We start from the raw sequence: 15,009 nt of genomic DNA on the forward strand, positions 1-15,009 counted from the left end.
CCGGATCCGGGCCGGGACGATGGGCGCGGAGGACGTCCTGCACGACCTCGGCGCGATCGGGATCACCTCCTCCGACGCGCAGGGGATGGGAAGGGCCGGCGAGACCGTACGCCGGACCTTCGCCATGGCCGGCAAGATGAAAGCCGAGCTCGGCCCGCTGGACGGCGACGGCGCGCACGACGACAACGCACGCGTCCTCCGCTACATGGCCAAACTCACCATCAACCCGGCCATCGCCCACGGCCTCGCCCACGAAGTCGGCTCCGTCGAGATCGGCAAAATGGCCGACATCGTGCTGTGGCGACCCGAGTACTTCGGCGCCAAGCCGCAGCTGGTCCTCAAGTCGGGCTTCCCCGCCTACGGCGTCACCGGCGACCCGAACGCCGCCACCGACCGGTGCGAACCACGGGTCCTCGGCCCGCTGTTCGGGGCCCACGGCACGACGCCGGCCGACATCTCCGTCGCCTTCGTCGCGCAGGCCGCTATCGACCTCGGCTCCGACGCGATGACGACCCGACGCCGCCGGGTTGCCGTGCGCGGCACCCGCGGCATCGGCCCGGCCGACCTGCTCCTGAACTCCCGCATCGGAGCCGTCTCGGTAGACGGCCGATCCGGCCTCGTCACGCTCGACGGCGACCCGATCCGCTCCGAGCCCGCCGACTCGATCTCCCTGAACCGCCTCTACTTCCTCTGAGGGGCCCGACGAAGGCCGTCCCAGGCCTCCGTCGCGTTGCCTCATTTTCTTCAACCCTCCACATTGACTGAATTTTCAGTCAGACAACCCTACATCAAGACCCCTACCGAAGACCGAAGAGAGACACCTGATGACTGCTTTCCGTATGCCCGCCGAGTGGACCGAGCACCAGGGGTGCCTGATGGCCTGGCCCACCCGCGAGGAACTCTGGGGCAGCGTGCTGGACGAGGCGAAGGAGGAGTACGCGAACGTCGCCCGCGCCATCGCCGCGTTCGAGCCGGTGACCATGGTCGCCCCGCCCGGCTTCGGCGACGACGCCCGGACCTGGTGCGGACCGGACATCACCGTCGTCGAACTGCCGCTTGACGACTCGTGGTTCCGCGACTCCGCCCCGCTGTTCGTCCTCGACGCCGCCGGCCGCCTCGCCGGGGTGGACTTCCGCTTCAACGCCTGGGGCCGCAAGCACCACCCGTACGACGCCGACGACCGGATCAGCGGCCTGCTCCTGGAGCACCTCGGCGTCGAGCGCATCGTCTCCGACATGATCCTTGAGGGCGGGGCGATCACGGTCGACGGCGAGGGCACGCTGATCACGACCGAGCAGTGTCTCCTCCACCCCAACAGGAACCCCGGCATGAGCCGGGACGAGATCGAGGCCGAGCTCACGTCGCAGCTCGGCGTCAGCAAGGTCGTCTGGCTTCCGTACGGCGGGCTCCTGGACACCGAGACGGACGGACACGTCGACGGCGTCTGCGCCTTCGCCGCGCCCGGCAAGGTCGTCGTCTCCCTGCCCGACGACCCCGCGCACCCCGACTACGCCCGGATGCGCGCCAACCGCGCCGTCCTGGAGGCGAGCACCGACGCGCACGGCCGGAAGTTCGAGATCGTCGACGTCCCGCAGACGTCGTTCGTCGACATGGCGGACGGCCAGGTGGAGGTGTCGTACCTCAACTACTACCTCGCCAACGGCGGTGTAGTCGTGCCGGTGGCCGGACTGCCCCAGGACGAGGACGCGCTCAAGGTGATCGCCTCCGCCTACCCCGGCCGCACGGTCGTCGGCGTGCACGCCCTCGCGATCGCCTTCGGCGGTGGCGGGGTCCACTGCATCACCCAGCAGATCCCCGCCGCCGCCCACGCCGCCACCGCGTGACGCACGGAAAGAGAGCACGACGATGAGCACATCCCCCTCCCTCGACTCAAGACTCGACTCAAGACCGGCCGGCAGCACCCGTAACCCCCGCAGCGCCCGGCGCGCCGTCGCGACCGCCGCCCTCGCCTCCTTCGCCCTCCTGGCCGCCTGCTCCGGCCCGCCCAAGAACGGCGCGGCCCTCCCCAGCAGCGCGTTCAAGCTCTCGGCCGGTACGCCGAAGGCCCAGGGCGAGCTCGACTCCTTCACGTGGGCGGTCTACGCCGAGCCGCCCACGCTCGACTACACCGTGGCGTTCGACTACCCGCAGAACACGATCCTCTCGAACGTGTGCGAGAGCCTGATGCGCTGGACGCCCGGGCTCACCACGGAGCCGGGTCTGGCGCGCAAGGCGTCCAACCCCGACCCCACCACCTGGGTCTACGACCTCCGCCCAGGCGTGCGCTTCCACGACGGCCGGGTGATGACCGCCGACGACGTCGTCTTCAGCCTCGGCCGGCAGCGGGACCCGGACAACGCCGCCGCCTGGGCGCAGGTCTTCGAGAACGTCACCGCCGTGACCAAGACCGGCCCGCTCCAGGTGACCGTCAAGCTCAAGAAGCCCGACTCGCAGTTCCCGCAGTACATGGCGACCGCCGCCGGCGTGGTGGCGTCCAAGTCCGGGGTGCAGGCGGCCGGCAGGGACTACGGCACCTCGGGCGGCCTCGCCTGCACCGGCCCGTTCGAGCTCGGCGCGTGGAACAAGGGCCAGTCGATCGAGCTCGAACGGTTCGACGGCTACTGGGGCACGAAGGCCAAGTCCGGCAAGGCCGTCTTCCGCTTCATCACCGACCCCTCCGCCCGTACGAACGCGCTGCTCAGCGGCGAGGCGGACGGCGGCTACCTGATCCCGACCGAGAGTTACGCCAAGCTGCGCGACAGCGGCGTCGGCACCCTGTACTTCGGCGAGGGCCTGAGCACGGTCAACGTCAACATCACCGACATGAAGGGGCCGCTCGGCGATGTCCGCGTCCGTCGCGCGCTGTCGCTGGCCCTGGACCGTTCGGGCTTCGTCAAGGCCGGCCTCGGCGGTGCGGGCACAGTCACCAACTCCCTCACCACCCGCGCCGTTTGGGCCGGGGCTTCGGAACAGACGAAGAAGGCCGCGCTCGACGCCCTGCCGCCGTCCGCCCAGGACATCGAGAAGGCCACGGCGCTGATCAAGGAGGCCGGCGCCACGGGCAAGTCCCTGACCGTCGCCACCAGTTCGATCGGGCAGGACGTCTCCCTCCTCGCCACCGCCGTCCAGGCGGCCGGCAGCCGGATCGGCCTGGACATCCGGCTGAAGACCATCGCCCCGAACGCGTTCACCGCGCTGTTCACCGACCCGAAGGCGCGCGAGGGCATCGACATGTTCCCGCTCACCTACTACGACTCGATCCGCGATCCGCTGGACCTGCTCACCAACTTCAGGACCGGGGCGTACCAGAACTTCGCCGGCTACAGCGACCGGCGGTACGACGGCCTCGTCGAGCGGGCGACCGCCGTCTACGACCCCGTGCGGCGGCTGGAGATCGAGGCCGAGCTGCAGAAGCACGCGGCCGAGCAGCTGCTGTGGATCCCGGTCGCCGAGTGGCCCACCGCCGTCTTCCTCAACAAGAGGATCACCGGCGCGCCGACCACCATCTCGTACATGTACTACCCGTGGGCCGCCGACGTGGGGGCCGCGCGGTGAGCTTCGTGAGATTCGGAGTGCGACGGGTGACGGAGATGGCCGTCACCCTGCTCGCAGCCTCGTTCGTGGTCTTCGGGGCGATGTACCTGGCGCCGGGCAGCCCGGCGAGCTTCCTGCTCTCCGGCCGCTCGGCCTCGCCCGAGGCGCTGGCCGCGATCAACGCCCAGTACCACTTGGACGACCCCTTCCTCGTCCGCTACCTGCGGTGGCTGGGCGACGTGCTCCAGGGCGACTTCGGCCGGTCCCTCACGTACCGCACCGACGTCTCCCGTCTGTTGGCCGACCGGCTGCCGACCACGCTGTTGCTCGTCGCCATGGCGCTGGTCGTCGTCGTGGCCGTCGGGCTGCTGCTCGGCCGGCTGGCCGCCGTGCGCGGCGGGGCCGCGGACTCCGCGATCCTGGTCGCCACCACCTTCGCCGTCGGCACGCCGTCCTTCGTCGCGGCCGTGCTGCTCCAGGCGCTGTTCGCCGTGGACCTCGGCTGGTTCCCCAGCGGCGGCGCGGGCGAGGGCTTCGCGGACATGCTCTGGCATCTGACGCTGCCGTCGATCGCGCTCGCGCTCTATCTGATCGGCATGCTCGCCCGGGTCACCCGCTCGGCGATGCTGGAGGCCCTCGACGGCGAGCACGTCACCGTGGCCCGCAGCCGGGGCGTCCCCGAGCGCCAGGTGATCCGCCGCCATGTGTTCCGCAACTCGCTCGGCACCGTCCTGACCACCGGCGGCCTGATCGTCTCGACGCTCCTGGTCTGCACGATCCTCGTCGAGACGGCGTTCGGCATCGGCGGCATCGGCCAGCTGCTCGAACTGTCCACCACCACCAAGGACTTCCCGACCGTCCAGGCCATCTCCCTGATCATCGTGGCCCTGTTCATGCTCGTGAACCTCGTCGTCGACCTGCTGATGCCCCTGGTCGACCCGCGGATCGCCCTCGGATCGAGGAGGTCCGCCGCATGACCGCCGTCCTCACCCGCCGGCCCGGCCTCGCCAGGCTCCGCTCCGCCGGCTCGCCCCTGTACGTGATCTGCCTCGGCCTCGTCGTCCTGGTCGTCCTCGCGGCGCTGCTCGCCCCCTGGGCGGCGCCGTACGACCCCAACGCCGTGGACCTGGGCAACGCACTCGCGGCGCCCTCCGCCGAGCACCTGCTCGGCGTGGACGCCGCCGGTCGCGACACGCTCTCCCGCCTGCTCCTGGGCGCGCGCACCTCGCTCCTCGGCCCGCTCGGGGTGGTCCTCTTCTCCACCGTCGCCGGCGTCGCCGTCGGCACGGCCGCGGCCTGGCGCGGCGGCTGGCTCGACTCCGTCCTGTCCCGCAGCACCGAACTCGTCTTCGCCTTCCCCGGGATGCTGCTCGCGATCCTCATCATCTCGATCTACGGGGAAGGGCTGCTCGCGCCGGTCACCGCGCTCGCCGTCGCCTACCTGCCGTACGTCAGCCGCCTCACCCGCTCCCTGGTCCTCGCGGAACGCGAACGGCCCTACGTCAGCGCGTACCAAGTCCAGGGCCACTCCGGGCTGCAGATCTGCCTGCGCCACATCCTTCCCAACATCGCCCCCGTCGTCCTCGCCCAGTCCACGATCAACTTCGGCTACGCCCTGATGGACCTCGCCGGCCTCTCCTTCCTCGGCCTGGGCGTCCCCGCGCTCACCCCCGACTGGGGCCGCATGGTCTTCGACGGGCAGACCGCCGTACAGCACGGCTACCCGCTGTCCGCGATCCTGCCCTGCGTCTTCATCGTGCTGACCGTGGTCGCCTTCAACGTCGTCGGCGAACGCTGGGCCGACCGGGTCGCCAGGAGAGACCGATGAACACGAACTCCGTGCCGCCGCCGAACACTCTGGACGTCCAGGGCCTCCGGATCAGCCTCCCCGGCACCGCCCGCCCCGTACTCGACGGCATCGACCTCACCGTCGCCGCCGGCGAGACCGTCGCCCTCGTCGGCGAGTCCGGCTCCGGCAAGACCCTCACCTCGCGCAGCGCCCTGCGGCTGCTGCCGGCCGGCGCCGTCACCGAGGGCAAGGTCCTCGTGGACGGGCACGACGTGCTCACCATGAGCGCCGACCGGCTCCGCGCCCTGCGCACCGGCAGCGTGGCGATGATCTTCCAGGACCCGCGCGCCGCCATCAATCCGCTGCGCCGCATCGGCGACTTCCTCACCGAGAGCGTCCGGCTGACCAGGGCCATGAGCGAGGCGGACGCGACCGCCCGCGCCACGGAGCTCCTCCAGGCGGTCGGCCTGGACGCCTCCGCGCTGCGCAAGTACCCCGGCGAGGTGTCCGGCGGCATGCTGCAACGCGTCATGATCGCGGCCGCGCTGATGGGCGACCCGGCCCTGCTGCTCGCGGACGAGCCCACCACCGCGCTCGACGTCACCACCCAGGCCGAGGTCGTCGCCCTGCTCGGCCGGCTGCGCGAACGCTTCCGTACCGGGCTGCTGTTCGTCACGCACGACCTCGATCTCGCCGCCGCGATCAGCGACCGGGTCTACGTGATGTACGCCGGTCGCATCGCCGAAAGCGGCCCCGCCGACCGCCTCTTCGCCCACCCCCGCCACCCGTACACGGCCGCGCTGCTCGCGTCGACGCCCCGCCTGGAGAACCCCCGTGGCCGGCTCGCCGCCATCGACGGCTCGCCGCCCGATCTGCGGACGCCGCTGACCGGCTGCGCCTTCGCCGCCCGCTGCCCGCTCGCCACCGAGCTCTGCGCGCAGCAGGCCCCGCCGTCGCGGCCCGCCCCCGGGCTACCGGAACACCGGGCGGCCTGCCACCACAGCGACCGGCTCGAAGGGAGCGCCGTCGATGCGTGAGAACGCCTTGTCGATGCCTGAGGACGTCCTGTCGATGCGTGGATGCGTCCTGGAGGCCGTCGGCCTGCATCGCGGCTTCGGGAGCGTACGAGCCGTGGACGACGTGTCGTTCACCCTGCGGGAGGGCGGATCCCTCGGCATCGTGGGCGAGTCCGGCTCGGGGAAGACCACCACGGCTCGGATCGTCGTCGGCCTCGATCGGCCCGACGCCGGTGAGGTCCGCGTCCGCGGCCGGGCCCGGAGCGGGCCGGCCCGGGGCCGTGCGCGGCAGCTCGCCCGGGCGCGCGAGGTCCAGATGGTCTTCCAGGACCCGTACCTCTCCCTCGACCCGCGGACGGGTGTCGAGGCGGTGCTGCGCGAGACGCTGCGCCTGCACTTCCCGGCCATGGACCACGCCCGGCGGGTACGCGAACTCCTCGACCAGGTCGGCCTGGGCACCCGGGCCGCCGACGCACTGCCCCGCGATCTCTCCGGCGGCCAGCGCCAACGCGTCGCCATAGCCAGGGCCCTGGCCGTGGAACCGGCGGTGCTCGTCCTCGACGAGGCGGTGGCCGCGCTCGACGTCTCCGTGCAGGCGCAGATCCTCAACCTGCTGGCCGACATCCGGGAGCAGACGTCGATCGGCTACCTGTTCATCACCCACGACCTCGGCGTGGTGCGGTGCGTCACCGACGACGTCCTCGTCATGCGCCACGGGGCGGTCGTCGAGGCGGGCCGCACCGCCGACGTCCTTGCGGCTCCCCAACACCCCTACACCCGGCTCCTGTTGGAGTCCGTGCCCCGCCCCGGATGGGATCCGGAACGGATCGCGGCCGCCCGGCGGGCGCTGTAACAAGCCCTGCCCGCGGAAGGACCGCGGGCAGTCGAGCAGGAGGCGAAGTGAACGACCATACTGCGAACGATCACGCGGCGAACGAGCCATCCGGCAGGGGAATCGGCCGAGGCATCGGCCGGCGTAAGTTCCTGGCGGCCACGGCCCTGACCGCCGCCGGTGCGGCCCTGGCCGCGGCCGAGGCCCGGGCGGGCGCCGCGTCCGCGTCGGCCCGGAGCGCCTCGGCGGGCTCCTTCGCCGTCCCCATCGAGGACGTCCGGCACACCCGTACGTGGATGGCCTGGCCGGACAGCACCTCGATCTGGCGCGGCAAGCTCGGCGGCGTCCAGGCGGACATCGCCCTGATCGCGCGGACGGTGGCGAAATACGAGCCCGTCATCATGTGCGCCAACTCGGCGAGCGCCGCACGGGCTCGGCAGATGTGCGGGTCCTCGGTCACCGTCATCAGTTCCATACCGGTCGACGACTGCTGGATGCGCGACACCGGCCCGGTCTTCCGTACCGACGGGGCCGGCGGCCTGGACGCGGTCGGCCTGAACTTCAACGGCTGGGGCGACAAGCAGATCCACTCCAGGGACGCGCTGGTCGCCGAGCGGATCGCCGCGTACGTCGGCGTGCCGTTCACGTACGCCGACCTCGTCGGCGAGGGCGGCGCGATCGAGCAGGACGGCGCCGGCACCCTGATGGCGACCCGCAGCAGCCTCGTCAACCGCAACCGCAACCCCGGGATGTCGCAGGCGCAGATCGAGAGCGCGATGCGCGACGCGTACGGCGCGTCCAAGGTCATCTGGTTCGACGGCGTGTACGGCCAGGACATCACCGACGACCACGTCGACGCGACCTCGCGTTTCCTCGCCCCGGGCGGGGCCCTCGTCCAGATGCCCCTGGCAACGGACACCGACGCCTACGCCAAGGACGCGCGCCAGCAGTACCAGGTCCTGTCGAACGCCACGACCGCCACCGGCGGCCGGATCGCGGTCGACCGGCTCCAGGGACCCGACTACAACAAGATCCGCTCCACGAACCGCGACTTCCTGGCGTCCTACGCCAACTACTACCTGTGCAACGGCGCCGTCATCTCGGCCCACTTCGGCGACACCCGCGCCGACACCGCCGCCAGGGCAACCCTCGCCCGGCTCTACCCCGACCGGGTGATCGAGCAGCTCGACATCGACCGCCTCGGCACAGGAGGCGGCGGCATCCACTGCGTCACCCAGCAGCAGCCGATCCCGTAACCCGCTCGGCGCGGGGCGACGCAAAACGGTCGAGGGGCCGCTTCAGATCACTCTGAAACGGCCCCTCGACCTGCGACTCTTTCGAGTCGGGACGACAGGATTTGAACCTGCGACCCCTTGACCCCCAGTCAAGTGCGCTACCAAGCTGCGCCACGTCCCGATACCCGTCTGACCTGGGGTTTCCCCGGGCCGAACGCGCATGAGAACAATACCGCACTTCCCCCTGTGGTCACGAACCGCTTTGCGCGCTTGACCTCGATCAAGCTTGAGGTTGCACGGTGGCTGTCATGACGAACACGGCAGACATCGACCGGCTGCAGCGGCTCATGGCGCTCATGACCGGGGCCGAGAAGCATTCGACCGCCGCGACCTCGACGCTCGACGCGCTGTGGGTGCTCTACGACCGGGTGCTCCGGGTGTCGCCCGAGACCGCGGGCGACCCGGGGCGGGACCGGTTCCTGCTGTCCAAGGGGCACGGGCCCATGGCGTACTACGCCGTCCTCGCCGCGCGCGGCTTCGTGCCCGAGGCGTGGCTGCCCGGCTTCGGGTCGTACGACTCGCCGCTCGGCCACCACCCCGACCGGACGCTGGTCCCGGGCGTCGAGATCAGCAGCGGGTCGCTCGGGCACGGGCTGCCGCTGGCGGTGGGGACGGTGCTCGGGCTGCGGGCGCAGGGGCTCGCCGATCCGCGGGTGTGGGTGCTGATCGGGGACGCCGAGCTGGACGAGGGCAGCAACCACGAGGCCCTCGCCCACGCCGGGCCCGCCGGCCTGGAGCAGCTGCACACGCTGGTGATCGACAACGCGTCGGCGACCCACGGCTGGCCCGGCGGGATCGCCTCGCGGTTCGAGGCGGCCGGCTGGTCCGCCGAGACCGTGGACGGCCGGGACCACGAGGCCCTGTACGCCGCGTACACCGCCCCTCACCCGGGGCGTCCGCGGGCCGTCGTGGCCCGTGTCGAGCCGAAGAACTGAGCTCGACCTCCGTCCTATACCGATGTATGTCGGCATATATCGCACACGAGGAATCCTCCATGGACACCATGCGTGACCGCTTCATCTCCACCGCCTCCCGGCTGCTCGACGAGGACCCGCGCCTGGCGGTCGTGCTCGCCGAGATCAGCGCGGCCGGCTTCCAGCCCGCGGCGCGGCGCCATCCCGAGCGGGTGGTCAACGTCGGGATCCGCGAGCAGCTGCTGATCGGTGCCGGGGCCGGGATGGCCCTGACCGGGCTGCGGCCGCTCATGCACACCTTCGCCAGCTTCCTGGTCGAGCGGCCCTTCGAGCAGGTCAAGCTGGACTTCGGCCACCAGGGCGTGCACGGGGTCCTGGTCAGCGCCGCCGCGTCGTACGACTGGCCGGCCGGCGGCTTCACCCACATGTCGCCCGGGGACGTCGCACTCCTGGACACCCTGGACGGGTGGACCGTGCATGTGCCCGGTCATCCGGACGAGGCCGAGGTCCTGCTGCGGCAGGCGGTGGCGGCGGCGGACGACTCCGTGTACGTGCGGCTGTCCGAGCAGTCCAACCGCGCGCCCCAGCCGGTCACGGGCAAGGGCTTCCTGCGGCTGCGCGAGGGGCGCGGCGGTGTCGTGGTCGCCGTCGGCCCGCTGCTCGACAACGTCCTCGCCGCGACCGAGGGCCTTGACGTGACCGTGCTGTACGCGACGACCGTCCGGCCGTTCGACGGGGAGGCGCTGCGCCGGGCCGTCGCGGACGGGGCCCGGGCGGACGTGGTCCTGGTCGAGCCGTACCTGGCCGGCACGTCGACGGGCGCGGCGAACGACGCCCTGGTCGAGGTCCCGCACCGGGTCCTTGGACTGGGCGTGGCGCGGCAGGAGCTGCGGAAGTACGGGGAGATCGAGGAGCATGTGGCGGCGCACGGGCTCGACCCGGCGGGTCTCAGGGCCCGGATCGCCGCCTTCCTGGGCGGGTGACCGCGAAGGCGTACGGGCCTCACGGCCCCTGCTGAGCCAACCGCCCTCACTCCCCCGGCGGCGCCCCCAGATCCGGGTGGAGGGTGAGGAGTCGGCGCGGGGCCGCCTGACGCCAGGAGTCGGCGAGGATCGCGTGGAGCTCCTCGTCGTCCTCCAGCGCGGCAAGGTGGACGCGTACCCAGGCGTAGCCGTCGTCGTGGCCCGCGCGGAGGAAGAACTTGTCCGGCTCGGCGGCGATCAGTTCGGCGCGGTCCTCCTTGGGGCATTTCACACCCATCGCGCGGTCGTCGTCGTCCAGCGAGGCGAAGATCTTCCCGCCGACGCCCACCCGGAAGGTGGGCATCCCCCAGGCGAGCTTCTCGACCGCCTCGGGCAGGGCGAGCGCGATTCTGCGGACATCGTCGACTGTGGCCATGCTTCGACCGTACCGAGTACGCCGGGGCGCACGCCTCCGTTCGCGTCACGCGCTGCACGCTCCGTACGCGCCGCCATGCGCATCCGCACGCCGCCCCGGTCGGGGTCCGAGCGCTCCTTAGCGGGGCAATCGCCCGCGCCACCGGCGGCGTAACGTTTCCGGGGCCGGCCACCCATGGTGCGTGAGTGCATGAATGAGGCGGGAACCCGTGCGCCCGTGCCCTGTGATCAGGAATCGAATGCCGTTGGCATGTGGCAGAAAGATGCCCCGCGGGAATGCCCTGGAGGCAGCGCCCAGCAGGCCAAAAACGTCCGCAACACAGGCACAACCAATCGTCAACCACCCCGGTTTCGGACAAACTCGGTGGCGATATTGATCGATCTCCTAAAGATCAACACCATGAAAGGGTCGGCCTGTTCGGGACGGGACCACTGCCGATGCTCCACCTGTTCGAGCAGCCGCCCGAACAGGCGTTTCGCAGGGAGGGCTCGACATGGACGGCTACTTCAGCAGTCATCTGCATCATCGACTCCGGGAGACCGTCCGAGAATTCGCGGAGCGCCAGGTCCGGCCACGAATAGCAGAGATGGAATCGAGTCGCACGGTTCACTGGGAACTCTCCCGTCTCATCGCCGAACAGGGCTGGCTGGGCGCGACAATCAGCCAGGAATTCGGCGGCATGGGCGCCGGCCACCTCGCCAAGACCGTCATCATCGAGGAACTCTCCCGGGTCAGCGGGGCGATGGGCGCCATGGTCCAGGCGTCGCAGCTCGGCACCGCGAAGATCGTCCATTTCGGCAGCGACGAGCAGCGCAAGACGTGGCTCCCGGCCATCGCGGCCGGTGAGTGCCTGCCGACCATCGCGGTCACCGAGCCCGAGTCGGGCGGCCATGTCCTCGGGATGACCGCGAGCGCGGTCCGCGACGGCGACGACTACGTCCTCAACGGCAACAAGGTGTACGTCGGCAACAGCCACGTCGGCGATCTGCACGGCGTCGTGGTCCGGACCGGGCCCGGCTCGAAGGGGCTCAGCGCCTTCCTCGTCGAGTCCGACCGCCCCGGCTTCCGCACCGGCCCCCAGCAGCCGACCATGGGCCTGCACGGCTTCAGCTTCGGCGAGCTCGTCTTCGAGGACTGCCGGGTCCCCGCGGCCAACCGGCTCGGCGAGGAGGGCGACGGCCTGGCCGTCGCGTACTCCTCCAGCGTCCTGTACGGGCGGGCCAACCTCACCGCCGTCTCGCTCGGCATCCACCAGGCGATCCTGGAGGAGACCACCCGCTTCGCCTCCGAGCGCATCCGCTACGGCAAGCCGCTGCACGAACTGCCGTCGGTGAAGCTGAAGTTGGGCCGGATGCAGTCCCGGCTGATGACCGCCCGGCTGGCCGCGTACCACGCCGTGCACCTGCTCGACCAGGGGATGTCCTGCGACGCCGAGCTGATGAACGCGAAGCTGATCAACGTGGAGTCGGCGATCGACTCCGGGCGCAACGCGATGGAGATCCACGCCGCCGCCGGTCTGTTCACCGACCGCCCGATCGAGCGCTATCTGCGGGACGCGCACCACATCTTCGCCCCCGCCGGCACCTCGGACATCCAACTGCTGCGGCTGGCCGAGGTCGCGCTCGGCACCGCCAAGGGCAGCTGGTCCGAGAAACTCTCCGACGTGGTCCGGATGGAGCCGGTCCCGGCGATGTGACCGGCGCGGACGGCCCCGTCCGCGCCGGATCCCGTCCCCCGAAACAGCCCATCCTCCTAGAACAGCCCGTCCTCGCGGCGGTGGATCTTCTCGACCAGCTCCGCCGCCATCGCCTTGATGGTCTCCAGGCCGGGCCGCCCCCACGGCCGCGGCTCGGTGTCCACCACGCAGATCGTGCCGAGCGCCACGCCGGTGCGGTCGATCAGCGGCGCGCCCAGGTAGGAGCGGATGCCGATCTCGTCCACCACCGGGTTCCCCGCGAACCGCGGGTAGTCGCACACGTCCTCCAGGACCAGCGCCTTGCGCCGCACCACCACATGCGGGCAGTAGCCGTGGTCGCGGTCCATGTACCGGCTGACGGCGCCCGCGCCGGTGCCGACGTCGGAAACGGACTGCGGCCCGTTCGGAGTGTGCAGGCCGGCGAAGAACTGCCGGTTCTCGTCGATGAAGTTGACCATCGTGTACGGCGCGGCCGTCACCTCGGCGAGCTTCTTGGCGAACTCGTCGAACACCGCCTCCGGCCGCTCCCCGATCCCCAGCTGCCGCAGCCTCCGCACACGGGTGGGCGCCTCCTGGTCGATGGGGGTCAGCAGCAGGTGACCGGTCGGGTCGTAGCTCATGAGGGCGCTCCGTAGCTCGGCGTCGGGGCCGGGGTGGTGGTGAGCAGATGCTGGACGAGGGTGAGCAGGGTCTGGATGCCGGAGCTGGAGATACGGGCGTCGCACAGCACGACCGGCACCTCGGGCTTCAGGTCGATCGCGGCTCTGACCTCGTCGGGCTCGTAGCGGTACGAGCCGTCGAACTCGTTGACCGCGACGACGAATCCGATCCCCCGCCGTTCGAAGAAGTCCACGGCGGAGAAGCAGTCCTCCAGGCGTCGGGTGTCGGCGAGGACCACCGCGCCGAGCGCGCCTTCGGAGAGCTCGTCCCACATGAACCAGAAGCGTTCCTGCCCGGGCGTGCCGAACAGGTACAGGACGTGCCGCGCGTCCAGGGTGATGCGGCCGAAGTCCATGGCCACGGTCGTGGTGGTCTTGGACTCGACGCCGACCAGACTGTCGGTGGCCTCGCTGACCTGCGTCAGCAGTTCCTCGGTGCTGAGCGGCTCGATCTCGCTGACCGCGCCCACGAAGGTCGTCTTGCCCACCCCGAAGCCGCCCGCCACCAGGATCTTGAGCGCCGTGGGGAACGGGTCGGTCGGGACAGCGTCGTTGAGCTCGGATTCGTGGAACTCAGAGTCCTGGCGCTCAGAGCCGTCGTCGTAGGCCATCGAGCACTGCCTCCAGCAAGGAACGGTCGGTGGGTTGGGCGTGGAAGCGGGGCGACTTGGCGGTGATCGCCCCGCAGTCCACGAGATCGGAGAGCAGAACCTTGGTGACGACGGCCGGCAGCCGTAAGTGGGCCGCGATCTCCGCCACCGAGGTGGGCCCGTCGCACAGCCCCAGGGCGAGGGCGTGCTCCGGGCCCATGTGCGGCTGCGGGGCCGAACCGGTCGCCATCACCATCGACAGCAGGTCGAGGGCGGTGCTGGGCTTGGTCCGGCCGCCGCTGACGGTGTACGGCCGGATCAGACGGCCGGCCGCGTCGTCGAGCCAGGGCCCGTCCAGGGGGGACGGCATGATCACTGCCCGCTGCCGCCCGGCGCGGCGGCGGCCTGTCTGGCCGGCGTGACCAGGTACGGTCGCACGCTCTTGACCAGCATCGCCATCTCGTAGCCGAGCACGGCGGCGTCGGCCTCGCGGCCGGCGAGGACCGCGAGGCAGGTGCCGGAGCCGGCCGTGGAGACGAAGAGCAGGGTGGAGTCCAGCTCGACCACGACCTGGCGCACCTCACCGCCGTCGCCGAACCGGGCCCCGGCGCTGCGGCCCAGCGAGTACAGGCCGGAGGCCAGGGCGGCCATGTGGTCGGCGGCGTCGGTGTCCAGGCCGTGCACCGATTTCACCAGGCCGTCGGAGGAGAGCAGGACCGCGTTGCGGGTGTACGGGACCCGCTGGACCAGTCCGCTCAGGAGCCAGTCGAGATCCGAGGAATGGCCGTTCGGCACATTGCTCGCCATGGTGCATCTACTCCTTGTGCGCGTCGTCGTGACGCAGCGGATCATGAGGCGCTGCGAGGGGGTCGCGGGACGCCTCGAAGAGGGCTTCGGGGTGCTGGGGCGCCGACTGGGACTCGGCGAGTCCGATGCCCCGCTGGAAGGCGGCCATCAGACCGGGGTCGTGCAGGGCGTGCTCTTCGTCCTTGCGTGCCGTGGGCTCGTCGCGCAGCTGCGGGACGAGGTGCTCCTGGGCACGGCGCTTGGGGAGCTGGGGACGCGCGGGGGTGCGGGGGGACTGCGGCGGGACTGCGGCCAGACCGCCGGCGGGGGTGGGACGCTCGGCCCGGTCGCCGCGCAGAGGGAGCGGGGCGTGGGGGCCGGGGACGTCTGTGCCGGACGGGGCGCCGTTCGTCGACTGTGCGTTCATCGGCTGGAGGAACGGTATGTCGGACGCTGAGGTGGTGTACGTCAGCGGCCGTCGGCCGGGGTCGGCCGGGGCC

The 15,009-nt window shown here is 71.2% G+C and carries 16 protein-coding genes, 1 tRNA gene and 1 pseudogene; 11 read left to right on the forward strand and 7 right to left on the reverse strand.

Going from position 1 to position 15,009, the window contains the following annotated elements; translation table 11 throughout:
• From VIU94_RS02330 to VIU94_RS02365, 8 genes are all read left to right on the forward strand, one after another.
• Positions 1-694 (forward strand): amidohydrolase family protein (locus VIU94_RS02330; RefSeq protein ID WP_331906952.1); only part of this gene is annotated, 694 nt, incomplete at its 5' end.
• A 130-nt stretch (positions 695-824) separates the two neighbouring features.
• A complete protein-coding gene (locus tag VIU94_RS02335; protein ID WP_331906954.1) occupies positions 825-1,844 on the forward strand; it encodes an agmatine deiminase family protein in 1,020 nt (339 codons plus the stop codon).
• A 22-nt stretch (positions 1,845-1,866) separates the two neighbouring features.
• Entirely contained in the window at positions 1,867-3,555 is a 1,689-nt protein-coding gene (locus tag VIU94_RS02340; protein ID WP_331906956.1) for an ABC transporter substrate-binding protein, read from the forward strand.
• Positions 3,552-4,511, forward strand: a complete 960-nt coding sequence (locus VIU94_RS02345; RefSeq protein WP_331906958.1) for an ABC transporter permease — start codon at positions 3,552-3,554, stop codon at positions 4,509-4,511. Before VIU94_RS02340 ends, VIU94_RS02345 begins: the two co-directional genes overlap by 4 nt.
• On the forward strand, positions 4,508-5,362 hold the full coding sequence (locus VIU94_RS02350; protein WP_331906960.1) for an ABC transporter permease: 855 nt from the start codon (positions 4,508-4,510) through the stop codon (positions 5,360-5,362). Before VIU94_RS02345 ends, VIU94_RS02350 begins: the two co-directional genes overlap by 4 nt.
• Entirely contained in the window at positions 5,359-6,360 is a 1,002-nt protein-coding gene (locus VIU94_RS02355; protein ID WP_331906962.1) for an ABC transporter ATP-binding protein, read from the forward strand. The genes VIU94_RS02350 and VIU94_RS02355 overlap by 4 nt, the downstream gene beginning before the upstream one ends.
• Before the next feature lie 34 nt (positions 6,361-6,394).
• Positions 6,395-7,192: an ABC transporter ATP-binding protein gene (locus VIU94_RS02360; RefSeq protein WP_331906982.1), complete on the forward strand. Its 798-nt coding sequence runs from the start codon at positions 6,395-6,397 to the stop codon at positions 7,190-7,192.
• A 101-nt stretch (positions 7,193-7,293) separates the two neighbouring features.
• The gene (locus tag VIU94_RS02365) at positions 7,294-8,427 is read left to right on the forward strand and encodes an agmatine deiminase family protein (protein WP_414720871.1); all 1,134 of its coding nucleotides are present in this window, start codon (positions 7,294-7,296) and stop codon (positions 8,425-8,427) included.
• Between the two features lie 86 nt (positions 8,428-8,513).
• On the opposite strand, the gene VIU94_RS02370 is transcribed toward VIU94_RS02365, so the two are convergent.
• Positions 8,514-8,587 (reverse strand) — tRNA-Pro (locus VIU94_RS02370).
• Between the two features lie 127 nt (positions 8,588-8,714).
• Between VIU94_RS02370 and VIU94_RS02375 the strand changes: the two genes are divergently transcribed.
• Positions 8,715-9,401: a thiamine pyrophosphate-binding protein gene (locus tag VIU94_RS02375; protein ID WP_331906966.1), complete on the forward strand. Its 687-nt coding sequence runs from the start codon at positions 8,715-8,717 to the stop codon at positions 9,399-9,401.
• Positions 9,402-9,460: 59 nt separating this feature from the next.
• Positions 9,461-10,363: a transketolase family protein gene (locus tag VIU94_RS02380; RefSeq protein WP_331906968.1), complete on the forward strand. Its 903-nt coding sequence runs from the start codon at positions 9,461-9,463 to the stop codon at positions 10,361-10,363.
• Between the two features lie 46 nt (positions 10,364-10,409).
• Here the strand turns inward: VIU94_RS02380 and VIU94_RS02385 are convergent, their stop codons facing one another.
• Entirely contained in the window at positions 10,410-10,778 is a 369-nt protein-coding gene (locus VIU94_RS02385; RefSeq protein ID WP_331906970.1) for an MmcQ/YjbR family DNA-binding protein, read from the reverse strand.
• Positions 10,779-11,271: 493 nt separating this feature from the next.
• On the opposite strand from VIU94_RS02385, the gene VIU94_RS02390 reads away from it, so the two are divergent.
• Positions 11,272-12,474 (forward strand): acyl-CoA dehydrogenase family protein, encoded by a 1,203-nt coding sequence (locus VIU94_RS02390; protein WP_331906972.1) that lies wholly within the window; start codon positions 11,272-11,274, stop codon positions 12,472-12,474.
• A gap of 56 nt (positions 12,475-12,530) precedes the next feature.
• Here VIU94_RS02390 and VIU94_RS02395 read toward each other — a convergent pair whose 3' ends face one another.
• The 5 genes and pseudogenes from VIU94_RS02395 to VIU94_RS02415 all read right to left on the reverse strand — a co-directional run.
• Complete coding sequence (locus tag VIU94_RS02395) at positions 12,531-13,094, reverse strand: GAF domain-containing protein (RefSeq protein ID WP_331906974.1); 564 nt, start codon at positions 13,092-13,094, stop codon at positions 12,531-12,533.
• Positions 13,091-13,744 carry a GTP-binding protein gene (locus VIU94_RS02400; protein WP_331906976.1) on the reverse strand — a complete coding sequence of 218 codons (654 nt, stop codon included), beginning with the start codon at positions 13,742-13,744 and terminating at the stop codon, positions 13,091-13,093. The genes VIU94_RS02395 and VIU94_RS02400 overlap by 4 nt, the downstream gene beginning before the upstream one ends.
• Positions 13,722-14,093 (reverse strand): DUF742 domain-containing protein, encoded by a 372-nt coding sequence (locus VIU94_RS02405; RefSeq protein WP_331906978.1) that lies wholly within the window; start codon positions 14,091-14,093, stop codon positions 13,722-13,724. Before VIU94_RS02405 ends, VIU94_RS02400 begins: the two co-directional genes overlap by 23 nt.
• Positions 14,094-14,095: 2 nt before the next feature.
• Entirely contained in the window at positions 14,096-14,530 is a 435-nt protein-coding gene (locus VIU94_RS02410; protein ID WP_331906980.1) for a roadblock/LC7 domain-containing protein, read from the reverse strand.
• A gap of 7 nt (positions 14,531-14,537) precedes the next feature.
• Positions 14,538-15,009 (reverse strand): annotated as a pseudogene (locus VIU94_RS02415) (ATP-binding protein); the annotation flags it as partial.

The organism is Streptomyces sp., from assembly GCF_036566765.1.
Taxonomy (GTDB): domain Bacteria; phylum Actinomycetota; class Actinomycetes; order Streptomycetales; family Streptomycetaceae; genus Streptomyces.